Genomic DNA, 23,083 nt, shown 5'->3' on the forward strand with positions numbered 1-23,083 from the left:
CCCCCGCCCCCCCCCCCCCGCCGAGAAGCGTGAAGCGCTGTCGCTCAGGCCTCGGCCGCGACGATGTTGACCGTCTTGCGGCCACGGCGGGTGCCGAACTCGACGGCACCGGCGGCCAGGGCGAACAGGGTGTCGTCCTTGCCGCGCCCGACGTTGTCACCGGGGTGGAACTTGGTGCCGCGCTGGCGGACGATGATCTCGCCGGCGTTGACGACCTGACCACCGAAGCGCTTGACGCCGAGGCGCTGCGCGTTCGAGTCGCGGCCGTTCCTGGAGGAGCTGCCGGCCTTCTTGTGTGCCATCTCTGGGCCTGCTTTCGTGTCGTGCGAACGAGGGGACGGCCCGGGGAGGGCCGCAACGATCAGTTGATGCCGGTGACCTTGACGCGGGTCAGCTCCTGGCGGTGGCCCTGGCGCTTGCGGTAGCCGGTCTTGTTCTTGAACTTCATGATCGTGATCTTCTTGCCGCGCTCCGCGCGCACGATCTCTGCGGTGACGGTGACCTTCGCGAGGTCGTCCGTCCCGGTGGTCACCTTGTCGCCGTCCACGAGCATGAGCGGGGTGAGGTTGACGGTGTCCCCAACCTTGCCGTCAACCCTGTTCATGACGACGACGTCGCCGACGGACACCTTCTCCTGTCGGCCGCCGGCCTTGACGATCGCGTACACCACGTTGCTGCTCATCTCTGTCGTTACGGGGCCCATCACTCGCCGGCCGAGCCGGCGCGCGGGGCGCACAAGGGAGGGCGCGTCCGGGACGCACCGACGTTCAAGAGTACGCCGCGCGCCCCTGCCGAGCAAATGGCTCGACGCCGCCAGCACCGCGGGAACGGTGTGGTTTCGCGCACAGTGGCTGCCGGGCGCACGCCCAGCATAGTCAGTGGTGGTCGCGCCACGTGCACACGCGGACCCTGGCGCCCTCGGGGTCGGCGAGGACCCAGCGTGCGGGCGCCTCCGCGTCGGACACCAGCTGCCCGCCCGCGGCCACCGCCGCCTGCACCCGCTCCTCGGCGACGTCGTGCGGCACGTGGACGTCGAGCTCGAGGTCACCGCGGGGCGGCTGCTCCGGCACCCGGTGGAACCACACGTGCGGCAGCCGCCCGTGCGGGTCGGAGAGCTCGCCGTCGTCCTCCTTGTAGCCGAGCACCGCCGACCAGAAGGACCGGACGCGCTCGGGGCTGACGACGGCGATCCCGATCTCGAGGTCGTTGACGCGGTCGGGCGCGAGGGGCACGCCGAGCTCCTCGGCGATCTCCGAGATGCGCTCGGCGAGCGCGACGTCCGCCTCGGTCAGCGTGCCGCGCGCGTGCGTGGTCACCGAGACGTACAGCGTCCCGTACCGCAGGTCGAGGTCCGGATGGTGGTCCAGGTCCTCGGCGGCGTCGACGATGCGGCTGATGAGCTTGGCACCGACGGGCATGGCCCCGGTGCGCAACGTGGTGCGCAAGAAGTGGCGCACCACCCTCCACCCGCTGAGTGTGGTTCGCGCGGAAGCGTCCTCCGCGCTGACTGGTCTGGTTTCAAGCACGCTCCCCATCTGCGTACCTTCGCATCGGCCGCGCGGAGCGACAAGCCGGAGCGATGTCGGTGGTCGGTGGGACGCTTCGCTCATGGACGACGACGCACGGGTACCGATGTCGGGCGCGCAGCTCCTCGCGTCCTTCTTCGCGTCCGCACCGACCGCCGCTCACCCGGCGATCCGCGCGCGGGTCCCGCGGGTGCGCGCGCACCTGCTGACCTACCTCGACACCGAGGCGGAGGCGTGGCTGACGCCCGACGAGCTCGTCCTCGTGGGCGCGGAGCGCCAGCTCGAGCCGCAGGACGCCGTCGTGCGGGTGACGGGTGTGGAGGTCGTCGTCGCGGCACTGCCGGGCTTCTGCCACCCGGCGTGGCTGCTGCCCGCCCCGCTCGACGCCCGGGCGCAGCTGCGCCTCGTGGCCGCGCTGCGGCAGTGGGCGGCCGAGCACGGAGAGCTGTCGGCGCAGGCCACCGTGCACCTGCTCCCGCGGGTGGACGAGGCGGTGCGCCGTGCGCAGGCGGGACTCAACGGCTCACCCGCCCCGTGACGAGCACGGGGCGGGTGAGGACGAGGAGGCTCAGGCGGTGATCGGACCGCCGGAGGTGACGCGGCGCGAGCGGCGCTTGCGCGTGCCCGACTGTTCCGGGGCGTCCGGCCCCGTGGCCTGGGAGTCCGCGGCGGGTGCCGCGTCCTTCGCGGGCGCCGGGTCCTTCGCCGGGGCGGCCGCCTGGGCAGGCGCAGCCTCCCGGGCCGGGACGCTGTCCGTCACGGGCGCCGCGTCCTTGGCAGGGGCGGCGTCCTTGACGGGTGCGGCGTCCTTGGCAGGAGCGGCGTCCTTGACGGGTGCGGCGTCCTTGGCAGGAGCGGCGTCCTTGGCGGACGCGGAGCCCTCGACGGGTGCCGGAGCCGTGCTCGGGGCCGTCGTGCGGCGGCGTCCGCCCCGCGCGCGGGGCGCCTTGGCCGGTGCGGCGGCGGGCGCCGACTCGGCCGTGGGCTCGGCCGGTGCGGACTCCTGCACCGCGCCGTCCTGCTCCGCGGCGGGAGCGGCGTCCTCACGTCCGGCGGGCAGCGCGGCGGCGAGCGCCTCGAGCGAGGCGCGCACCTCCTCCACGGACCGGGACGCGTCGGGCGTGGGCTCGGAGGTCCGGGCCGCGGGCAGCGGCACCGTGCCCGACTCGGGGGCGCGCTCGCGCCGGGATGCCTTCTCCTGCGCGGGTGCCTTCTCCTGCGCGGGTGCGGCGTCCGGTGCGGCGTCGGTCGAGGTGCCGTCCTCGTCCTCGGCGTGCGCCTGGGCGGCCGCGGCGGCGATCGTCGCGAGGGTGGCCTTGACGGCCTCCCGGGCGGCGACGGCCTCGGGGTCGTCCGAGACCGGTGCAGCCGCGGGGGCCGGGGCGGCCACCTCGGCGGGACGACCGCCGGTGGGGGCGGCGCCACGCTGCTTGCGGCGGCGGTTGCCGCCCTCGCCCGCGGGGGCCGAGGAGCCGGAGCCCTTCTCCACGGGGTGCTCGTGGACGATGAAGCCGCGTCCACCGCAGTGCTCGCAGGGCTCGCTGAAGGCCTCGACGAGGCCCTGGCCCACCCGCTTGCGGGTCATCTGGACGAGACCGAGCGAGGTCACCTCCGCCACCTGGTGGCGGGTGCGGTCCCGGCCCAGGCACTCGACGAGCCGGCGCAGCACGAGGTCGCGGTTGGACTCGAGCACCATGTCGATGAAGTCGATGACGATGATGCCGCCGATGTCCCGCAGCCGGAGCTGGCGGACGATCTCCTCGGCGGCCTCGAGGTTGTTCTTCGTCACCGTCTCCTCGAGAGTGCCGCCCGAGCCGGTGAACTTGCCGGTGTTGACGTCGACGACCGTCATCGCCTCGGTGCGGTCGATGACGAGCGAGCCGCCGGAGGGCAGGTAGACCTTGCGGTCCATGCCCTTGGACAGCTGCTCGTCGATGCGGTGCTCGGCGAAGACGTCACGCTGGTCGGTCCAGTGGTGCATCCGGTCGGCGAGGTCCGGGGACAGCTGACGGACGTAGGTGGAGATGGTGTCCCACGCGCCGTCACCGGAGACGGTGAGCGAGCGGAAGTCCTCGTTGAAGACGTCGCGGACCACGCGCACGGCGAGCTCCGGTTCCCCCTTGAGGAGCACCGGCGCGGACTTCGTCGACGCGGCAGCGGCCTCGATCTCGGCCCACTGCGCGGTAAGGCGCTCGGCGTCGGCACGCAGCTGCTCCTCGCTCGCGCCCTCCGCGGCGGTGCGCACGATGACGCCCGAGCCCTCGGGGACGATCTGCTTGAGCAGCTTCTTGAGGCGGGCGCGCTCGTTCTCCGGCAGCTTGCGGGAGATCCCGGTCATCGCGCCCGAGGGCACGAGCACGAGGTAGCGGCCGGCGAGGGTCACCTGCGAGGTGAGGCGGGCGCCCTTGTGGCCGATCGGGTCCTTGGTGACCTGGACGAGCACGGGGTCACCGGAGGACAGCGCCGCCTCGATACGGCGGGGCTGGCCCTCCTTGCCCATCGCGTCCCAGTTGACCTCACCGGCGTACAGGACGGCGTTGCGCCCCTTGCCGAGGTCGACGAAGGCGGCCTCCATGCTCGGCAGGACGTTCTGCACGCGGCCGAGGTAGACGTTGCCGACCATCGAGGTCTGCGTCTGCTGGGCGACGTAGTGCTCGACGAGCACGCCGTCCTCGAGGACGGCGATCTGGGTGCGGCCGTCGCGCTCCCGCACGACCATGTCGCGGTCGACGGCCTCGCGGCGGGCGAGGAACTCGGCCTCGGTGATCGTCGTGCGGCGACGCCCGGCGTCGCGTCCGTCGCGGCGGCGCTGACGCTTCGCCTCGAGGCGCGTGGAGCCCTTGAGCGCGGTGATCTCGTCGCGCGCGGCGCGGCCCTCGCGGGACGTGGCCGAGCCGTCGTCACCGCGGCTGCGGCGGCGCCGGCGGCGACGGCGGCTGGCGCCCTCGCCGTCGTCGTCGGAGTCGCCCTGGTCGTCGCCGTCGTCCGTCTCGTCCGAGTCGTCCTGGGCGTCCGACGCGTGCGTGTCGGTGTCCGGGGCGTCGGCCGTCTCGGTGGCCTCGTCCTCGGTGTCGTCGGTGGACTCGGAGTCCTCGGACTCCTCGGTCGACTCGTCGCGGCCGTTGCCACCGCGGTTGCGGCGGCCCCGTCCCCCACGACGACGACGACGGCGCGCACCGCCACCCTCGCCGTTGCCGTCGCCGGTCTCGGCGTCGGTCGAGTCGGTCCGGGTCTCCTCGGTGGCCTCGACGGCCTCGACGGGCGCGTCGGCGGGCGCGGGAGCAGCCGCGGCGGCCGGCTCCTCGGGCGTGGCGGCGGGCTCCTCGGTGGCGGCCGTGCGGCGGCGCGGGGCGCCACCCTCGGCGCGGGAGCGACGGCGGGCGCGGCTGGGGTCCGGCGCCTGGAAGAGCAGGGCCGTCGCGGGCAGGCGGACGTCCTCCGCCTCCTCCTCGTCGGTCTCCTCCTCGTCGGCCTCCGTGGCTGCCGGCTCGGCGGCGCTGAAGGAGGCGAGGACGTCGAGCTTCTGCGCGGCGTCGCGGGCGGGCCGGCGTGAGCGCGACCGTGCGGGCGCGGCCTGCTCGGTGGTCTCGTCGGCGGCGGGCTGCGCCGCCTCCTCGACGGGCTGCTCGGCGGCGTCCGCGTCCCGGGCCGGGCGGCGGGCCTTGGAACGCGAGCTGCGCGCCGGCGCGGCGGCGGAGGCGGACTCGGCGGGCGCGGACTCAGCGGGGGCCGACTCGGCGGGCGCGGACTCGGCAGCGGCCGACTCGGCGGGCGCGGACTCCGCGGGGGCTGACTCGGCGGGGGCCCCGCTGGCGGCGCTCGCGCGGCGGCTGCGGCCGCGGGCGGGCTTCTGGGGAGCGGTGTCGGCGGCGGGCTCCGTCGCGGCGGTCTCCGCGTCGGCCGGGGCGGCCTCGGCAGCCGCCTTCGTCGCGGCCGTGGCCCTGGGGGCACGGGCCTTGCGGGGCGCCTTGGCGGGCGCGGGGGTGTCGGTGGTCGTCGGCACGTCGGTGGCCTCGGCGGCGTCGCTGGCAGCGGGCTCGGCGGCGGCGGGCTCGGCGGCCTTGGCGGTCCGGCGGCGCGGGGCGCGCTTGGCCGGGGCGGCGGCCTCGGCGGCGGGGGCAGTCTCCGCGGCGGGGGCCGCGGTCTCGGCGGGGGCCACGGTCTCGGTGGCCGGTGCCTGCTCGGCAGCGGCGGAGTCGGCGGTCTTGGCCGGGGCAGCGGTCTTGCGGGCCCGGGGCGCACGCTTCGCCGGGGCGGGAGCGGTCTCCTCGGTCGCGGCGGCGGCGTCGTCGGCGGCGGGCGCCTTGCGGGCCCGGGGGGCGCGCTTGCGGGGCGCGGCGGGGGTGGTCTCCTCCGCGTCGCCGGCCGCGGGAGTGTCGGTGGAGGTGGCGGGGTCCGTCGTCTCCGCGGTGGCGGCCGTCTTGCGGGGCGCACGCTTGCGCGGCGCCTTCGGTGCCTCGGTCTGCGGCTCGGCCGCGGTCTGCGGCTCGGGCTGGGCGGGTGCCTGCTCGGCGGACGCCGGGGCCGTCGTGGCCCGGGTGACGCGGCGTCGCTTGGGCTGCTCGGCGGGCTGTGCCGAACCGGCGTCAGGTGTGGTCGTCATGTGAGTGTTTCCCTCGCCGCGGTCGCCGTCCACACCACCAGCGCCGCAGCGTATTCGTCGTCACCGGCGGGAGCCGGGGACGGAAGTCATCTGTTCACGTCCTCACCGTGCCGGGTGGCACCGCTCGGACGGCAACGGCTTCGCAGGCGCCGCTCGTCCGTCCCGGAGGACGTCCGGCGAGGCCTCCCGCCGCTTCAGCAAGCAGCGCACTCACCCGGATGGTGAGGCGGCGCGAAGTCGAGGCGAGTACCTACGTCGTCGTCGGGCCGGTGAACGGGGTGTGGACCTGTCCCTCGACCACGAGAAGTATCGCACAGGGGGTACCCACCGGCGCGGAGGACACCCGGCCTGCCGTCGGGACCTTGGTCCCACGGGGACATTTCCCCTGATTCCTACGGTGTCGATGTGCCCGGTCCGGGCACCTCACGACCGAGGAGATCCGCAGTGGAAGCGCTGGACCTGGCCCGCTGGCAGTTCGGAATCACGACTGTCTACCACTTCGTCCTCGTCCCCCTGACGATCGGGCTCTCCCCGCTCGTCGCCATCATGCACACCGCGTGGGTGCGGACCGGCAAGGCCCACTGGCACCGGCTGACGAAGTTCTTCGGCAAGGTCCTGCTCATCAACTTCGCCCTCGGCGTCGCCACGGGCATCGTCCAGGAGTTCCAGTTCGGGATGAACTGGTCGGAGTACTCCCGCTTCGTCGGCGACATCTTCGGCGCGCCCCTCGCCATCGAGGCGCTGGCCGCCTTCTTCCTCGAGTCGACCTTCCTCGGCCTGTGGATCTTCGGTGAGGGCAAGCTCCCGAGGTGGCTGCACAACGCGTGCATCTGGGCCGTCGCCGTCGGCACCTCGCTGTCGGCCTACTGGATCCTCGCGGCCAACTCGTGGATGCAGCACCCCGTCGGCGCCGTGTACAACCCCGACACCGGCCGCGCCGAGCTCGACGGCGTGGGCGGCTTCATCGAGGTGATGACGAACAACACGCTCGTCGCCGCCTACGCCCACACCATCACCGCCTCCTTCCTCGTCGCAGGCACCTTCGTCGCCGGCATCTGCGGCTGGTGGATGGTCCGTGCCGCCCGCTCGGGGAACACCGACGAGGCCCGCCAGGTGTGGCGCCCCGGCGCCTACCTCGGGCTCGTCGCGACCCTCGTCGCCGGCCTCGGCGTCATCGCGAGCGGTGACGTCCAGGGCAAGCTCATGTACGAGCAGCAGCCGGGCAAGATGGCCGCCGCCGAGGCGGTCTGCCAGGGCGGTGAGGGCGTGGGCTTCTCGCTGCTGTCGATCGGGATCCCCGGCAGCAACGACTGCGAGGACATCAACCACGTCCTCGAGATCCCCTTCCTCACCTCCTTCCTCGGCACCGGCAGCTTCACCGGCCCGGACAGCTACCTGCCCGGCGTCGCCGACGTCCAGGCCCAGCAGATGGAGCTGTACGGGCACCTCGACAGCGTCGACGAGGACACCGAGCTCTACCCCAACCTCTTCATCTCCTTCTGGAGCTTCCGGCTCATGATCGGCCTGGCCGCCGGCTCCGCCGCCCTCGCCCTCGCCGGCTTCTGGCTGCTGCGCAAGGGCCGGATCACCGACTCGGTGTGGTTCTCCCGGCTGTGCCTCGTCGCGCTGCCCATGCCGTTCCTCGCCTCGAGCTTCGGGTGGATCTTCACCGAGATGGGCCGCCAGCCCTGGGTGGTCCACCCCAACCCGGCCAACCCCGTCGACCAGGTCATGCTGCTCACCACCGACGGCGTGTCCACCGTCGTGTCGCCCGGCACCGTCCTCACCTCCCTCGTCGTGTTCACGCTGCTGTACGCGGCCCTCGGCGTCGTGTGGTTCAGGCTCATCCGGCGCTACGTCCGGGAGGGCGTCGCCCCCGTCGAGCCGGACGGTCCCGACCGCGACGAGCAGCCCGCACCCACCCTGTCCTTCGCGTACTGAGGAGCCCCACCGTGGACCTGCCCCTGCTGTGGTTCGTGCTCATCGCCGTCCTGTGGACCGGCTACCTCGCCCTCGAGGGCTTCGACTTCGGCGTCGGGATGCTCCTGCGCACCTTCGCCCGTGACGAGAAGGAGCGCCGCGTCCTCCTGCGCACCATCGGGCCGGTGTGGGACGGCAACGAGGTGTGGCTGCTCACCGCCGGAGGGGCGACCTTCGCCGCCTTCCCCGAGTGGTACGCGACGATGTTCTCCGGCTTCTACCTGCCGCTGCTCCTCATCCTCGTCGCCCTCATCGTCCGCGTGTGCGCCCTCGAGTGGCGCGCGAAGATCAACGACCCGGTGTGGCGTGACCGCTGGGACTGGGCACTGACCTTCGGCTCCTGGCTGCCCTCGGTCCTGTGGGGAGTGGCCTTCGCCAACCTCGTCCAGGGCATGGAGATCGAGCTCGTCGACGGCACCCACCAGCTCACCGGCGGCTTCCTCTCCCTCCTCACACCCTTCACGCTGCTCGGTGGGCTCGTCACCCTGGGCCTGTTCCTCACCCACGGCACGATCTTCGTCGCGCTCAAGACGGCCGGCCCCATCCACGTGCGCGCCGCGCGCCTGGCCCACCGCCTGTCCATCGGCTCCGGGATCGTCGCCCTCGTGTGGGTGCTGTGGGCCCAGGCCCTGCACTCGACGACCGTCCTCACGCTCCTCCCGGCTGCCGTCGCCGCCCTCAGCCTCATCGGCGTCATCGCCGCCACCCGCCGGGGCCGCGAGGGCTGGGCCTTCGCACTCCACACCGCGGGGATCGTCGGCGCCGTCGCCTTCATCTTCACGACGATGTTCCCGAACGTCATGCCGTCCTCGATCGACCCGGCCTTCTCCCTGTCGATCGCCGGGGCCGCCGCCACCGGGCCCACGCTCACCGTGATGAGCATCGTCGCGCTCGTCTTCGTGCCGGTCGTCCTCGGCTACCAGGGCTGGACGTACTGGGTGTTCCGCAAGCGCGTGTGGGTGAGCGACATCGTCGGCGACGAGGGCCTGCACCCCACCGAGGAGCGCGTCGAGGCGGCCTCCGGGCCGAGCGCGGGCCGCGGCTAGGTGAAGCCCCTCGACCCCCGGCTGCTGCGCCACGCGCGGGCGGCGCGCCGCTACATCGCGCTCACCACGGTCCTCGGGCTCGCCTCGGCGGGGCTCGTCGTCGCGCAGGCGCTCCTCGTCGCCGGGGCCGTCGCCCCGGTCGTCGACGGGGAGGCGGGCTGGGCGGAGGTCGCCCCGCTCGTCGGGTGGTTCGCCGTCGTCGCCCTCGCGCGCGTGCTCGTCACGGTGGTGCAGGAGTCGCTCGCGCACCGGGCGGCCGCCGACGTCGTCGCCGAGCTGCGCGCGAGCGTCCTTGCCCACGCCGTCGCGCTCGGCCCGCGGGGGCTGCGCGAGCCGAGCGAGGTCGTCATGCTCGTCACCCGCGGGCTGGACGACCTCGAGCCCTACTTCGTCCGCTACCTGCCCCAGCTGCTCCTCGCCGCGACGCTGACCCCGGCGACGCTCGTCGTCGTCGCCGGCCTGGACCTCGGCTCGGCGGCGATCGTCGCCGCGACGATCCCGCTCATCCCGGTGTTCATGTGGCTCATCGGCGTGCTCACCCAGCGCTTCGCGGCGGACCGGCTCCTCGCGATGCAGCGGCTCGGCGCCCAGCTCCTCGACCTCCTCGCCGGCCTCACCACCCTCAAGGCCCTCGGCCGCGAGCGCGGCCCCGGGACCCGGGTGCGAACCCTGGGTGAGGCCTACACGCGCACGACGATGAGCACGCTCAAGGTCGCCTTCCTCTCCGGAGCGGTCCTCGAGTTCCTCGCCTCGATCGCCGTCGCCCTCGTCGCGGTGACGGTGGGCATGCGGCTCGTCTACGGCGACCTCGACCTCACGACGGCCCTGGCCGTCCTCATGCTCGCCCCCGAGGCCTACCGTCCCATCCGCGAGGTCGGCACCCAGTTCCACGCCTCCGCCGACGGCCTGGCCGCCGCGGAGCAGGTCTTCACCGTCCTCGAGCGGCCCCTGCCACCGGCGGGCACCCTCCCCGCCCCGACGTTCGGCGGCCTCGTGCTCGACGACGTGGGGGTGCGCGCCCCCGGGCGCGACGTCGTCGCCCCCGCGGGCCTGTCGGTGCGTGTCGCGCCGGGCCGCGTCACCGCGCTCGTCGGCCCCTCCGGCGGCGGGAAGACGACGACGGCGATGCTCGCCCTGGGGCTGCTGCGCCCCGACACCGGCCGGGTGCGCGTCGAGCCGGCCGCGGGCGGCGAGCCGGTCGACCTCGCCGGGCTCGACCCCGCGTCCTGGCACGCCCAGGTCACCTGGGTGCCCCAGCGGCCGGTCCTCGTGCCGGGGACGGTGGCGGACGCCGTCGTCGGGGGGTCCGGGGAGGTCGACGGGCGGGCGGAGGCCGCGGCCCGCGCCAGCGGCCTCGCCGAGGTCCTTGCCACGCTCCCCCAGGGCTGGGACACGCCCGTCGGCCAGGGCGGCGCCGGGCTGTCCCTCGGGCAGCGCCAGCGCGTGGCCCTCACCCGGGCGCTGCTCGACCCTGCGGCGCTCGTCGTCCTCGACGAGCCCTCCGCCCACCTCGACGCCGCCTCCGAGCAGCGCGTCCTCGACGTCGTCTCGGCGCTGCGCGACCAGGGCCGGGCGGTCCTCGTCATCGCCCACCGGCCCCGGCTCGTCGCGCTGGCCGACGACGTCGTCGAGGTGCGCAGCGCGGCGCGTGAGGCCGCAGTGCCGGCCGGCGGAGGTGCGGCATGAGCCTGCTGCCCCTGTCCCCCGCCGAGCGTCGCGCGCTCCGCCGCGCCGTCGGCCTCCTCGACCTCGACCGGTGGCGCTTCCTCCTCGCCGTCCTCGCCGGGACGGCCGGGCTGGGCAGCGCCGTCGGCCTGTCCGCGACCGCCGCGTGGCTCATCGCCCGTGCCTCCCAGATGCCGCCTGTCCTCGAGCTCGGTGTCGCCTCGGTGGCGGTGCGGACCTTCGGGATCGCGCGCGGCCTCATGCGCTACGTCGAGCGGCTCGTGTCCCACGACGTCGCCCTGCGCGGCATGGCCACGCTCCGCGAGCGCGTCTACACGACCCTCGCCGACGCCCCCACCGACGTCGTCTCCGGGCTGCGGCGCGGGGACGTCCTCGCCCGCACGGGTGCCGACGTCGACGCCGTCGGGGACGTCGTCGTGCGCGCCCTGCTGCCCGCCGCGGTCGCCGCTACCGTCGGCGTCGGCACGGTGACCCTCGTCGCATGGCTGCACGTGGGCATCGGCGCCGTGCTCGCCGCGTGCCTGCTCCTCGCCGGCGTCGCGGGGCCGCTCCTCACCGTGCGCGCCGCGCGCCTCGACGAGCTCGCCCAGGCACGGGCGCGCACCGAGCTGAGCGCCGGCGCGATGGCGATGGTGGAGGGCGCCGCCGAGCTCACCGTCTCCGGTGGCCTGCCCCGCGCCCGCGCCGCCCTCGCCGGGACCGAGCGGCGTCTCGCCCGCGCCAAGGACGCCGCCGCCCGCCCCGCCGCGCTGGCCGCCGGCACCGACCACCTCGCCATGGGCGTCGCGGTCCTCGCGGCACTCGTCCTCGGCGTGCACGCGACGGTGGCCGGGACGATGGAGGCGGTGGAGCTGGCGGTCGTCGTCCTCACGCCGCTCGCCGCCTTCGAGGGCACCGACCTGCTCGGGCCAGCCGCCGTCCAGCTCGTCCGCTCCGCCGAGGCGGCGGTGAGGGTGACCGAGCTGCTCGACGGCGCGGGCGCGGGCGGCGACGTCGCCGGTCCGGCCGACGGCGCCGGTCGGGCCGACGGTGCGGGCGCTGGCGCCGCCGGTGCGCCGCGGGCCGCGACCGGCTCAGGCGAGGAGCGCGCGGCCGCGGCCACGCGCGCCGCCGGGGACCCGCCCGTCCTGCGGGCCCGGGACCTCGCCGTGGGCTGGCCGCGGACCGGGGTCGTGGCCGAGGGCCTGGACCTCGAGCTGCGGCCGGGACGCACCGTCGCCGTCGTCGGCCCCAGCGGCATCGGCAAGACCACCCTCCTGCTCACCCTCGCCGGCCTGCTCCCGCCGCGACGCGGTGAGGTCCTCCTCGGTGCGTCCCCCGTCGCGCGGCTGGACCGGCGCGCCGTGAGCGGCGCCGTCGTCCTCACCGCCGAGGACGCGCACGTCTTCGGCACGACCGTCCTGGAGAACCTCCGGGTGGCCCGCGGTGACGTGAGCCCCGCGGAGGCCGTCGAGCTGCTCTCCCGCGCGGGGCTCGCGGAGTGGCTCACCGCCCTGCCCGACGGCGTCGACACCCTCCTCGACAGCGACGCGACCTCCCTGTCCGGCGGCGAGCGCCGCCGGCTCCTCCTCGCCCGCGCCCTCGCCAGCCGGGCGCCGCTCCTCCTGCTCGACGAGCCGGGCGAGCACCTCGACCCGGACACGGCCGACCGTCTCGTCACCGACCTGCTCGGCACCCGCGACTCCGGCCGGGGCGTCCTCCTCGTCACCCACCGGCTCACGCCGCTCGCGGCGGCGGACGAGGTCGTCGTGCTCGGCGCGTCAGGGGGACCGGCTACCGTGCTCGCACGGGGTTCTCACGAGCACCTCCTCGCGACGGTCCCCTCCTACCGGTGGGCCGTGGAGCAGGAGGCACGGTGAGGCCGGACGCGCGAGAGAGGACCATCATGCCCAACCCGGAGGCCCGCGCCCGGCTGCTCCGCGCCGCCATCGGGCTCACCTCGAGCCTCGACCTCGACGCCGTCCTCAAGGGCTTCGTCGACAGCGCCGCCGGCCTCACCGAGGCGCGCTACGCGGCCATCGCGGTGCTCGACAACCGCGGCGACACCGCGACCTTCGTCCAGCACGGGATCGACGAGGAGACCGAGCGGCGCCTCGGCCACGCTCCCCACGGCCACGGGGTCTTCGCCGAGATCCCCACCCACGGCCACCTCCTCCTCGAGTCCATCACCGACCACCCCGCCTTCGGCGGCTGGCCCGCCGCCCACCCGCACATGGACGGCTTCCTCGGCGTGCCGGTGCGCATCCGCGAGCAGGTCTTCGGACGGCTCTACCTCGCCGACAAGCCGGGCGGCTTCACCGAGGACGACGCCCGCGCCATGGAGCAGCTCGCCTTGGCGGCCGCCGTCGCCGTCGTCAACGCCCAGCGCTACGCCGACGCCCGCGACCGCGAGCGGTGGGTCGCCGTGAGCCAGGAGATCACCACCCAGCTGCTGTCCGGCACCGAGGAGGAGGAGGCGCTCGAGCTCATCGCCGCCAAGGTCCGCGAGGTGGCCCGGGCGGACGCCGCCCTCATCGTGCTGCCCTCCGTGGGCGACACGTGGATGTGCGAGATCGCCGACGGCGAGGGCGCCCAGGACGTCATCGGCGCCGTCTTCCCCCCGGAGGGGCGCGCCCGCACGGTGCTGGCCAACGGCGCCGGGATGATCGTCGACTCGATGTCCCGCGCCCGGGCGCTCCGCGTGCCCCAGCTCGGGCGCTACGGCCCGGCGCTGTACGCCCCGATGATGTCCCAGGGCGTGGGCCGCGGTGTCCTCATCCTCCTGCGGCTGCAGGGCGGGGCGGAGTTCACGCCCGCGGAGCTCGAGGTGGCCGAGGTCGTCGCCGCGCAGGCCGCCGTCGCGCTCGAGCTGGCGGCCGCCCGGCACGCCGAGGACGTCTCCGCCCTCCTCGAGGAGCGCCAGCGCATCTCCCGCGACCTCCACGACCTCGCCGTCCAGCAGCTCTTCGCCACCGGCATGCAGCTCGAGACGGTCCGGGTGGCCGCCGTCGCGGACCCGGACACGGCCTGGATCGCCGAGAGCCTGGAGGACGCCCTCACCAGCGTGGACGAGAGCGTGCGCCAGATCCGGTCCATCGTCCACTCCCTGCGCGAGCCGGACGAGGCCGTCGGGCTCGTCGAGCGGCTGCGGCGGGAGACCTCCCTCGCGCGCACCGGGCTCGGCTTCGCCCCCTCCCTCCTCATCGCCGTCGACGGACGGCTCGTGCGCGACGGCGACGAGGAGCTCGACCTCGCCGCCTCCCCCGCCGAGCTGCTCGACGCCCGCGTGGACGACGACATCGCCGACGACGTCGTCGCCGTCGTGCGCGAGGGCCTGGCCAACGCGGCCCGCCACGCCCGCGCGTCCTCGGTGCAGGTGCGCGTCACCGTCCGCGGCTCCGGCGTCCACGGGCGGGTCGCCGTCGAGGTGGAGGACGACGGCGTGGGCGTGGACCGCGCGTCCACGCGCCGCTCGGGGCTGGACAACCTCGCCGTGCGCGCCCGCCGTCACGGCGGCACCTTCTCCCTCGGCCGCAGCGACTCGGGCGACGGCACGCTGCTGTCCTGGCAGGTCCCGCTCACCTGAGGCGCCGGCGCCTGCCGCGGCCCGGCCGAGTACGCACGTACGGTCACCCCGAGCGCCTGATCAGCGCCCGCCGGTGACCGTATGGGCGTACTCGGCGAAGGGGAGAGGGGGCGTCAGGCGCGCCAGCCCTTGGCGCGCTGGCCGGCGACCCACGCCGCGACCTGAGTGCGGCGCTGGAGGCCCATCTTCGCGAGCAGCGAGGTGATGTGGTTCTTCACGGTCTTCTCGGCGACGCCGAGCTTCTCGCCGATCTCGCGGTTGGACAGGCCGTCGCCGATGAGGTCGAGGACCTTGCGCTCGGAGGGCGTGAGGTCCGCCGTCGGGTCGTCGTGGTCGGCGCGGCGGCGGGTGACGGTGCGGTCGTCCAGGAGCGTGCGGCCGGCGGCCACGGCCTTGATGACGTCGGCGATCTCGGCGCCGCGCACCGTCTTGAGGAGGTAGGCGCGGGCGCCGGCCTCGAGGGCCTCGGCGAGGGCGTCGTCGTCGTCGAAGGAGGTGAGGACGACCGAGCGGGCCTCGGGGACGGTCTCCCGCAGCGCGCGGATGATGTCGATGCCGGTGCCGTCGGGCAGCTGGAGGTCGACGAGGAGGATCTCGGGACGCACGAGCGGCGCGCGGCGCAGCGTCTCGGCGACGGAGCCGGCCTCGGCGACGACGGTGAGTCCCTCGGAGCGGTCGACGATCTCGGCGATGCCTCGTCGCACCACCTCGTGGTCGTCGATGATCATGACGCGGATGTCGCGCGGTCCGGAGGTGCTCTGCTCGGTCACGCCTCGACCCTAGCGCTCCCGGGGGCGAGGACGGGCCGCGGCTCGGCGGCGTGCCCCTGATCACGGCGCCCGCGTACGCTCGGCAGGTGACCAGCGCCCCCGCCGAGCCCGCCGCCGTCGTCGTCCAGCGCGTGCGTGAGCGCTTCGACACGGGCGTCACCCGCCCGCTGTCGTGGCGGCTGGCGCAGCTGGACCGGATGGTCGCGCTGCTCACCGAGAACGCCGGGGAGATCGAGCGGGCGCTGCACGCCGACCTCCACAAGTCCCCCACCGAGAGCCACCTCACCGAGATCGGCGTGCTCCTCGAGGAGATCCGCCACACCCGCAAGCACCTGCGCGGGTGGCTCGCGCCGCAGCGGGTGAGCGTGCCGTGGCAGTACCAGCCCGCGCGGGCCTCCCTCGTCCTCGAGCCGCTCGGCACCGTCCTCGTCATCGCGCCGTGGAACTACCCGGTCTTCCTCCTCCTCGGCCCGCTCGTCGGGGTGCTGGCGGCGGGCAACACCGCCGTCCTCAAGCCCTCCGAGCTCGCCCCGCACACCGCCGAGGTCCTCGAGCGGCTCGTCCCCCGCTACCTCGACGGCGTCGCGGTCGTCACCGGCGGGCCGGACCGGACCACCGAGCTGCTGCGCGAGCGCGTCGACCACATCGTCTTCACCGGCGGCGGCAGGGTCGCGCGGATCGTCATGGCGGCGGCCGCCGAGCACCTCACGCCCGTCACCCTCGAGCTCGGCGGGAAGTCCCCCGCGTGGGTCGACGCGACCACCGACCTCCCCGCCGCGGCTCGCCGCCTCGCGTGGGGCAAGCTCGTCAACGCCGGCCAGACCTGCGTCGCGCCGGACTACCTCCTCGCCCCGCCCGACGTCGCCCGCGCCCTGGAGCCGCTCCTCGCCCGCGAGATCCGCGCCATGTACGGCGCCGACCCGGCCGCCAGCCCGGACTTCGGGCGCATCGTCACGAGCGAGCACGCCGCACGCCTCGAGCGGATGGTGAGCGAGTCGGTCGCGGCCGGCGCGCGCGTCGTCGTCGGTGGGAAGGCCGACGTCGCCGCGCGCTACGTGCCCCCGACCGTGCTCGCCGACGTCACCCCCGACTCCCCCGTCATGGCCGAGGAGATCTTCGGCCCGGTCCTGCCGATCGTCCCCGTCCCCGACCTCGGCGCTGCGATCACCCACGTCCGCAGCGGCGACAAGCCGCTCGCGCTGTACGCCTTCACCGCCGACGAGGGAGTGCGCGCCCGCCTGCTGCGGGAGACGTCGTCGGGCGCGGTGGGCTTCGACGTGCCGCTCGTCCAGGCCTCGATGCCGTCCCTGCCCTTCGGCGGCGTCGGTGCCTCGGGGACGGGCGCGTACCACGGGGAGGCGTCCGTGCGGGCCTTCAGCCACGCGAAACCGGTGGTGCGCAAGCCGCTGCTGCCCGACACGCTGGCCGCGGTCCGGCCGCCTTTCACCGCCGTGCGGCGGGCACTGGCGCGGCGCCTGCTCTGAGGTCCGGTCAGCCGCGCGAGGGCCGCTGGCAGCGCGGGCAGAAGGTCGAGGACCGGCCCATGAAGGACTCGCGGCGCATGGGGGTGCCGCAGCGCCGGCAGGGCTCACCGGCGCGGCCGTAGGCGTCCAGCGAGCGCGCGAAGTAGCCGCTGGCGCCCTCGACGTCGACGTAGAGGGCGTCGAAGGAGGTGCCGCCGGCCGCCAGGGCCTCGCGCATGACGGCCTCGGCCGCGTCGAGGAGCTCGAGCGCCGCGCGCTGGGTGAGGCGGTCGGTCGCGCGCCGCGGGTGCAGGCGCGCGCGCCACAGCGCCTCGTCGGCGTAGATGTTGCCGATGCCGGACACGAGCGACTGGTCGAGGAGGGCGCGCTTGACCTCGGTACGCCGCTGCCGCAGCCGGCGGGCCAGGGCGGCGCGGTCGAGGTGCGGGTCGAGGGGGTCGCGGGCGATGTGGGCCGCGGGCTCGGGCAGCGCGGGGACCGGCGAGCCGTGCCCGCCCGGCCCGCCGTCCGCCGTCGGGACGACGTCGGCGACGAGCAGGTGGCCGAAGGTGCGCTGGTCGACGAACCAGAGCCGGGCGCCGTCGTCGAGGTCGAGGGAGACACGCAGGTGGCGGGTGGGGTCGGGCGGCACGCCCGGGGCGGCGGTGGGTGCGCTCGCGCCCCGAGGAGTCCGGCTGTCGGCGGCAGAGGGGCTCGCCGCCGGTGGGTGGACGAGCTGCGCGGGCGGAGGCAGGGTGACCGCCGCCGTGTCCTCGCGGCGCACGAGGAGCTGGCCGCTCATGCCGAGGTGGACGAGCAGGGCCTCCTCGGGCTCGTCGTCGAGCACGAGCCACAGGTACTTGCCACGGCGCACCGCCGCGGACAGGGTGCGCCCGGTGAGCCGGCCGGGCAGGTCGAGCGCCCCGCCCGCGTGCCGCCGCACCGCCCGGGGGTGGTAGACGACGACGTCGTCCACCCGCCGGCCGAGCACGTGCCGGGCCAGCCCGTCCCGGACGGTCTCGACCTCGGGCAGCTCAGGCACCGGCGCTCAGACGTTCTCGGCGAGGAGCCGGGTGTAGGCGTCCTCCGCGGCCTGCTGCTCGGCGACCTTCTTCGCCGGGCCGGAGCCGGTGCCCCAGGCCTGCTCGGCGACGATGACGGTGGCGGTGAAGCTGCGCGCGTGGTCCGGCCCGGTGCCCACGACCTGGTAGGTCGGGGCGGGCAGCCCGCGGGAGGCGACGAGCTCCTGGAGGCTCGTCTTCCAGTCCAGCCCCGCACCGAGCGTCGCGGCCTGCGCGAGGAGGCCGGCGACGAGCCGCTCGATCATCGCGCGGGTGGGCTCGAGACCGTTGCACAGGTAGGCGGCGCCGATGAGCGCCTCGACGGTGTCGGAGAGGATCGAGTCCTTCTCCCGCCCGCCGGTCACCAGCTCGCCACGGCCGAGCAGGATGAAGTCACCGAGCCCGAGCTCGCGCGCCACCCCGGCGAGCGCGCGCTGGCTCACGGTCGCGGCGCGCATGCGGGCGAGGTCGCCCTCGGCGGTCCCGGCGTTGGCCCGGTAGAGCCGCTCGGTGACGACGAGCCCGAGCACCGTGTCCCCGAGGAACTCCAGGCGCTCGTTCGTGGGGATGCCGCCCGCCTCGTGCGCGAAGGAGCGGTGGGTGAGGGCGAGGACGAGCAGCTCGGGGTCGATGTGGATGCCGAGCCGCTCGAGGAGCACGTCGACGTCGTCACGGGCCGGGCCGGCGGTCACCTTCCGGCCCATCAGCGTGCCTCGCCGTCGGCCCCGTCCGCGGGGGCGTCGTCGTCGTCGGCCGCCGTGAGTCCCGCGAGCGCCGCCCAGCGGGGGTCGACGTCCACGTGCTCGTGGTCGGCGGGCAGGTCGTCGAGCCGCTCGCCGCAGCCGGCGCACAGGCCGGCGCAGCCCGGCTCGCACAGCGGGCGGAAGGGCATGGCCGTGACGACGGCGTCGCGCACGACCGGCTCGAGGTCGAGCAGCTCGCCCTCGAGCTCGAGCATGTCCTCGGCCTCCTCGTCGCCGTCGGCGAGGGCGGCGGCGCGGGCGCCAGGGTAGAAGAAGAGCTCGCTCACCTCGATGGTGCGCGACTCGGTGATCTCGCGCAGGCAGCGGGAGCACTCGCCCTGGAGCTCGACGGCGGCCTCGCCGGAGACGAGCACGCCCTCCATGACGGCCTCGAGGCGCAGGTCCAGCCGGATGTCGGAGGTCGGCACGACCCACATGACGGCGGTGCCGAAGTCCTCGGGAGCGGGGACCGCGCGCTCCACCGTCCGCAGCGTCCCCGGCTGGCGCGCGAGGTCGTGGGTGCTGATCACGAACGGTGATCGAGAGTCCATGGTCACTCCTGGTGAGACGGCGAGACTGCGAGCCGCGGGCCAGCCCGCAACCGCTTCACGCTACCCCACTCCCTGCTCCCCCACGTGGTGAGGTGGCCGACACGGCAAGCGCTTGCCGACGGCGGGGCGCGGGGTCAGGACTCCGGGGCCGGGTCCGTCGTCGCGAGGCGGTCGCGGCCGGCGCGGACCTGCTTGGCGATGGCGCCGAGGTCGATCTCGAACTGGGCGAGCTGGCGGTCGCAGTAGTCGTTGGCGCCGCGGGCGAGCTCGGCGGCCCGCTCCTCGGCCGCCGTGATGATCTGCTCGGCGCGCTGGCCGGCCATCTCGACGACGCTCTCCTGCGCCACGAGCCGCTCGGCCTGCTCCTCGGCCTCCTGGAGGATGCGTGCCGCCCGCTCGCGGGCCTCGGCGAGGACGTCCTCCGCACCGGTGAGGACGTCGTCGGCGGCCTGGATCTCCCCCGGCACGACGGCCTTGGCCGCGGCGATGAGGTCGAGCGCCTCCGCGCGGTTGACGAGCACGGACGCGGACATCGGCATCTGCCGGGCCTCGGTGACGAGCGAGGTGAGCTCGTCGAGGATGGCGATGAGCGAGGCGCCGTCGTGGTCCTCGGCGGGGGCGGTCATTCCGGTCCTCCAGGGTGGGGGAAGGCCTCACGCAGGGCGTGCGCGACGGCGGGCGGGACGAGGTCGGAGACGTCGCCGCCGTGGCGGGCGACGTCCTTGACGAGGGAGGAGGCGACGTGCGCGAGCGCGCCGTCGCCGACGAGGAAGACCGTCTCGATGCCGGACAGGTGCCGGTTCATCAGGGCCATGGGCTGCTCCGCATCGAAGTCGGCCCCACCCCGCAGGCCCTTGACGACGGCGCTGGCCCCGACGCGGCGGCAGTAGTCGGCAAGCAGCCCGTCGACGACGTCCACGCGCACGTCCAGGCCCTCGGTCGCCTCGCGGGCGAGCGCGACGCGCTGCTCGAGGGAGAAGAGGGAGGTCTTGCGGGAGTTGTGCGCGACGGCGAGGACGACCTCGTCGAACATGCTCCGCGCGCGGCGCACGACGTCGAGGTGCCCGAGGGTGACGGGGTCGAAGGAGCCGGGGCAGACGGCCAGGCTCATCGCTGCTCCCCCGCTCGCTCGCCCATGTCGGTCACCGTAACCGGCTCCTCGCCGGGCGCGGTGGAGGCGAACCACAGTGTCGTGTCGCCGTAGCGGCGCTCGTCGGTGCGCTCGAGGGCGGGGGGCCACGTCGGCTCGGGGCTGCGGCGGGAGCGCTCGACGACGACGACGGCGTCCGGCGCCAGCCACGCCGTGAGGGCGGCGAGCACGTCGCCGAGGTCGGTCTCGGTGACGTCGTAGGGCGGGTCGACGAGGACGAGGTCGTAGGCGGTGCTGGGCGCGCCCATGAGGTAGCCGCGGGCGGTGCCGCCGACGACGACGGCGGTGTCCCGCAGCCCGAGCGCGGCGACGTTGCTCCGGCAGGCGGCGACGGCGGGCTTCGCGGAGTCGACGAGCGTGACGCTCACGGCGCCGCGGCTGGCGGCCTCCAGCCCCAGCGCTCCGGAGCCGGCGTACAGGTCCAGGACGCGGGCGCCGTCGACGACGCCCAGGTGGTCCAGCCGGGAGAACAGCGCCTCGCGCACCCGCTCGCTCGTCGGGCGCGTGGCCCCCTTGGGGACGGTGAGCGTGCGCCCGCCCGACACCCCGGACACGATCCTCGTCACGGCACCGACCCTACGCCGCGCCGGACAGGTCGCCCGGCGACAGGCTGACGACGGCGGCGACGAGCAGCACGGCGACGACGACCATGACGATGACGACGACGGCCACCGCCCACGCCACCCAGCGCGGCAGGCGGGGCCTCACGCGTGCTCCTTGCGGCGGGCGGGGCGGACGGCGAGGACGACGGCGAGCGCCGTGAGCGCGACCTGCAGGCCGAGGAGGACGGGCGTGACCGCGCCGACGAGGACGGCGACGAGCAGCGGGATCGCCCCGAGGAGGACGACGTCGGGGCCGGTGTTGGCGATCGTCGCCATCCCGGGAGGGAAGACGCCCATGGGCGTGACGATGAGCGGGCCGGAGAAGTCGGCCTGGGGCCGGTAGGCGGAGCGGACCGCGCCCCCGGCCCACACCGGTGCGGCGAGCAGGCCGAGCGCGAGCCAGCCCGCGACGTCGTCGTGGCTGCTCCCCAGGACGGCGAAGACGGGCACCGTCCACACGAGCATGGCGAGCACCGGCACCGCCAGCCGCCAGGTCCGCACCGTGCGCTGGGCCACGGGCAGGAGGGCGTCGACGGCGGGCACCGCCTCCGCGTCGCGGGCGCCCTGGGCGGTGGTGAGGGCCGCGACCCACGCCCCGGCGACGACGAGCAGGGCGGTGAGGAGCGCCGGCAGGGACGGGACGAAGGGGGCGAGGAGCGCGAGCGCGGCGCCGCAGCCCATCTGGACGAGCCGCCGCGGCGCGCGCAGGAGCAGGCGCGCGTCGGCCACGGCCACGACGACGCCCGGCCCCAGCGTCCTCACGAGTCCCGGCACGGCCGAGAACCGGGCCGAGCCGCGGCGGCGGCCCCGTCGCGGCTGGGTGTCCAGGGCGCGGCCGAGCGCGCGGGTGTCCATCGTCAGCGAGGCGCCGCGCAGCTCCACGGTGGCGGCGCCACGCTCCCGCAGCTCGGTGTCGTGCACCCGCGGCAGCGACCGCAGCGCGGCGACGGCGGCGAGCACCGCCAACCCGGTGGCCGCGGCAGCCGGCCACCACGCGCCGCTCACGGTGAGCGGGCCGGGCGGGGCGAGGGCGAGCACGAGGGCGGCGACGGGGACGAGCGCGAGGAGGAGGTCCCCGACCGTGCCGGCCACCCGCCGTCGTCCCGCCGCCTCGAGGGGCACGAGCGCGAGCGCGAGCGCCGCCCCCAGCCCGAGCCCCGCGACGGCCGCGGCCACGGCGTGCCCGGCGGTGACGGCGGGGTCGAGCGCGAGGACGAGGAGCAGCCCGGTGACGGCGCCGGAGGTCGCCGAGGCGACCGTCGGCGCGACGAGCGACGGCCGCAGGAGGGAGCCGCGCTCCCCCGGCAGCGGCAGCCACCACGCCGTCTGGGCGCCCCCGAGGGACACGGGTCCCGTGCGCGCGAGGAGACCGGTGGCCACCCCGAGGACGGCGACGGCGAGGAGCACGGTGATCCAGGCGGTGTCGAGCTCGGTGGACGGCGGGGCGCCCGCGCGCAGCAGGCCCTGGCTGCGGGCCAGCGCGGCGACCATCGCGACCGTCACGGCCAGGGTGAGGACGACGGTGTAGACGTCGGTGAGCAGCTCGCCGACGCTCGTGCTGCTGCGGGCGCGCAGCACGAAGCGGGTCCAGCGGCGCATGGTGCCGCCGCTCGGGTAGCCCTCGGCGCCCGAGGTGTTCACAGCGCGGCGATCGCCGCGGCGCCGGCGGCGGGGTCCAGGACCTGCACGCCGTCGTCGTGGAGGAGGACGACGCGCGTGGCGGCCCGCTCGACGAGCACGGGGTCGTGTGAGGCGACGAGGACGGCGCCTCCGTCCTCCCGCTCCTGGACGAGCATCTCCGCGAGCCGGTTGCGCATGCCGGCGTCCAGGCGCTGCTCGGGCTCGTCGAGGACGAGGAGCGAGCGCGGGCGGACGAAGGCCGCGGCGAGCAGGACGCGGCGGCGCTGCCCGGAGGACAGGGCCGAGGGCAGCGCGTCGGCGCGGTCGGCGAGCCCGAAGTCCTCGACGAGGTCGGTGACGATCTCCCGCGCCTCGGGGACCCGGTGGCCGAGGGCGGTGAGGAGGAGGTGCTCGGTGACGGTGAGCGCCGGGAAGAAGGCGTCGTCGCCGAGGACGCTGGCCACCGCGGCGCGGACCTCGCCGGTGCGCGGGTCGGGCGGGCTGCCGAGCAGGCTCACGCGCCCGCCGAGCGGCTCCTGCAGGCCGAGGACGGTGCGGAGGAAGGTCGACTTGCCGGTGCCGTTGGCGCCGATGACGGCGACGCCCTCGCCGGGCCGGACGTCGAGGTCGACCGGCGCGCAGACCGGCTCCTCGCCGTAGCCGACGCTCAGGGACCGGGCACGAAGGAGCGGCTCGTCGGGCATGGGGGCGAGCCTA

General features: G+C 75.5%; 21 protein-coding genes. 7 read left to right on the forward strand and 14 right to left on the reverse strand.

Features of this window, described 5'->3' with window-relative positions; genetic code table 11:
• Positions 1-44: 44 nt before the first annotated feature.
• The 3 genes from rpmA to H9624_RS11620 all read right to left on the reverse strand — a co-directional run bounded on the left by rpmA (position 45) and on the right by H9624_RS11620 (position 1,610).
• A complete protein-coding gene (gene rpmA, locus H9624_RS11610) occupies positions 45-302 on the reverse strand; it encodes a 50S ribosomal protein L27 (protein ID WP_110850581.1) in 258 nt (85 codons plus the stop codon).
• Between the two features lie 59 nt (positions 303-361).
• Complete coding sequence (gene rplU / locus H9624_RS11615) at positions 362-682, reverse strand: 50S ribosomal protein L21 (protein WP_286011128.1); 321 nt, start codon at positions 680-682, stop codon at positions 362-364.
• A 193-nt stretch (positions 683-875) separates the two neighbouring features.
• Positions 876-1,610: a 4a-hydroxytetrahydrobiopterin dehydratase gene (locus H9624_RS11620; protein ID WP_307784958.1), complete on the reverse strand. Its 735-nt coding sequence runs from the start codon at positions 1,608-1,610 to the stop codon at positions 876-878.
• On the opposite strand from H9624_RS11620, the gene H9624_RS11625 reads away from it, so the two are divergent.
• Positions 1,609-2,064, forward strand: coding sequence for a hypothetical protein (locus H9624_RS11625; RefSeq protein WP_251840052.1), 456 nt, complete (start codon positions 1,609-1,611; stop codon positions 2,062-2,064). The two genes, H9624_RS11620 and H9624_RS11625, sit on opposite strands and share 2 nt — an antisense overlap.
• A gap of 30 nt (positions 2,065-2,094) precedes the next feature.
• On the opposite strand, the gene H9624_RS11630 is transcribed toward H9624_RS11625, so the two are convergent.
• Positions 2,095-6,129, reverse strand: coding sequence for an Rne/Rng family ribonuclease (locus H9624_RS11630; protein ID WP_286011130.1), 4,035 nt, complete (start codon positions 6,127-6,129; stop codon positions 2,095-2,097).
• 444 nt (positions 6,130-6,573) lie between these two features.
• Between H9624_RS11630 and H9624_RS11635 the strand changes: the two genes are divergently transcribed.
• Genes H9624_RS11635 through H9624_RS11655 form a run of 5 tightly spaced genes read left to right on the forward strand, consistent with a single transcriptional unit; the run spans position 6,574 to position 14,406 of the window.
• Positions 6,574-8,070 carry a cytochrome ubiquinol oxidase subunit I gene (locus H9624_RS11635; protein WP_251840053.1) on the forward strand — a complete coding sequence of 499 codons (1,497 nt, stop codon included), beginning with the start codon at positions 6,574-6,576 and terminating at the stop codon, positions 8,068-8,070.
• A gap of 11 nt (positions 8,071-8,081) precedes the next feature.
• A complete protein-coding gene (gene cydB / locus H9624_RS11640) occupies positions 8,082-9,155 on the forward strand; it encodes a cytochrome d ubiquinol oxidase subunit II (RefSeq protein ID WP_251840054.1) in 1,074 nt (357 codons plus the stop codon).
• Positions 9,156-10,841, forward strand: a complete 1,686-nt coding sequence (gene cydD, locus H9624_RS11645; protein ID WP_251840055.1) for a thiol reductant ABC exporter subunit CydD — start codon at positions 9,156-9,158, stop codon at positions 10,839-10,841.
• The gene (cydC, locus tag H9624_RS11650) at positions 10,838-12,700 is read left to right on the forward strand and encodes a thiol reductant ABC exporter subunit CydC (protein ID WP_251840056.1); all 1,863 of its coding nucleotides are present in this window, start codon (positions 10,838-10,840) and stop codon (positions 12,698-12,700) included. The genes cydD and cydC overlap by 4 nt, the downstream gene beginning before the upstream one ends.
• 26 nt (positions 12,701-12,726) lie before the next feature.
• Positions 12,727-14,406 (forward strand): GAF domain-containing sensor histidine kinase, encoded by a 1,680-nt coding sequence (locus H9624_RS11655; RefSeq protein WP_251840057.1) that lies wholly within the window; start codon positions 12,727-12,729, stop codon positions 14,404-14,406.
• Positions 14,407-14,519: 113 nt separating this feature from the next.
• Here the strand turns inward: H9624_RS11655 and H9624_RS11660 are convergent, their stop codons facing one another.
• On the reverse strand, positions 14,520-15,134 hold the full coding sequence (locus H9624_RS11660; RefSeq protein WP_251840122.1) for a response regulator: 615 nt from the start codon (positions 15,132-15,134) through the stop codon (positions 14,520-14,522).
• 128 nt (positions 15,135-15,262) lie between these two features.
• On the opposite strand from H9624_RS11660, the gene H9624_RS11665 reads away from it, so the two are divergent.
• Entirely contained in the window at positions 15,263-16,660 is a 1,398-nt protein-coding gene (locus H9624_RS11665; RefSeq protein ID WP_251840058.1) for an aldehyde dehydrogenase family protein, read from the forward strand.
• Between the two features lie 7 nt (positions 16,661-16,667).
• Here the strand turns inward: H9624_RS11665 and mutM are convergent, their stop codons facing one another.
• From mutM to H9624_RS11705, 9 genes are all read right to left on the reverse strand, one after another.
• Positions 16,668-17,681, reverse strand: coding sequence for a bifunctional DNA-formamidopyrimidine glycosylase/DNA-(apurinic or apyrimidinic site) lyase (gene mutM, locus H9624_RS11670; RefSeq protein WP_251840059.1), 1,014 nt, complete (start codon positions 17,679-17,681; stop codon positions 16,668-16,670).
• Positions 17,682-17,687: 6 nt separating this feature from the next.
• Complete coding sequence (rnc, locus tag H9624_RS11675; RefSeq protein ID WP_251840060.1) at positions 17,688-18,404, reverse strand: ribonuclease III; 717 nt, start codon at positions 18,402-18,404, stop codon at positions 17,688-17,690.
• Positions 18,404-18,994, reverse strand: a complete 591-nt coding sequence (locus H9624_RS11680) for a YceD family protein (protein WP_251840061.1) — start codon at positions 18,992-18,994, stop codon at positions 18,404-18,406. Before H9624_RS11680 ends, rnc begins: the two co-directional genes overlap by 1 nt.
• Positions 18,995-19,128: 134 nt before the next feature.
• Entirely contained in the window at positions 19,129-19,620 is a 492-nt protein-coding gene (locus H9624_RS11685; RefSeq protein ID WP_251840062.1) for a hypothetical protein, read from the reverse strand.
• Positions 19,617-20,105: a pantetheine-phosphate adenylyltransferase gene (coaD, locus tag H9624_RS11690; protein WP_251840063.1), complete on the reverse strand. Its 489-nt coding sequence runs from the start codon at positions 20,103-20,105 to the stop codon at positions 19,617-19,619. Before coaD ends, H9624_RS11685 begins: the two co-directional genes overlap by 4 nt.
• The gene (gene rsmD, locus H9624_RS11695; RefSeq protein WP_251840064.1) at positions 20,102-20,710 is read right to left on the reverse strand and encodes a 16S rRNA (guanine(966)-N(2))-methyltransferase RsmD; all 609 of its coding nucleotides are present in this window, start codon (positions 20,708-20,710) and stop codon (positions 20,102-20,104) included. Before rsmD ends, coaD begins: the two co-directional genes overlap by 4 nt.
• Positions 20,711-20,720: 10 nt before the next feature.
• Complete coding sequence (locus tag H9624_RS16605) at positions 20,721-20,852, reverse strand: hypothetical protein (protein WP_286011131.1); 132 nt, start codon at positions 20,850-20,852, stop codon at positions 20,721-20,723.
• The gene (locus H9624_RS11700) at positions 20,849-22,387 is read right to left on the reverse strand and encodes a DUF6297 family protein (protein WP_251840065.1); all 1,539 of its coding nucleotides are present in this window, start codon (positions 22,385-22,387) and stop codon (positions 20,849-20,851) included. Before H9624_RS11700 ends, H9624_RS16605 begins: the two co-directional genes overlap by 4 nt.
• Positions 22,384-23,070, reverse strand: coding sequence for an ABC transporter ATP-binding protein (locus H9624_RS11705; protein WP_251840066.1), 687 nt, complete (start codon positions 23,068-23,070; stop codon positions 22,384-22,386). The genes H9624_RS11700 and H9624_RS11705 overlap by 4 nt, the downstream gene beginning before the upstream one ends.
• Positions 23,071-23,083: the final 13 nt, after the last annotated feature.

This window comes from Oceanitalea stevensii, assembly GCF_014837105.1.
In the GTDB taxonomy this organism is placed as follows: Bacteria; Actinomycetota; Actinomycetes; order Actinomycetales; family Actinomycetaceae; genus Oceanitalea; species Oceanitalea stevensii.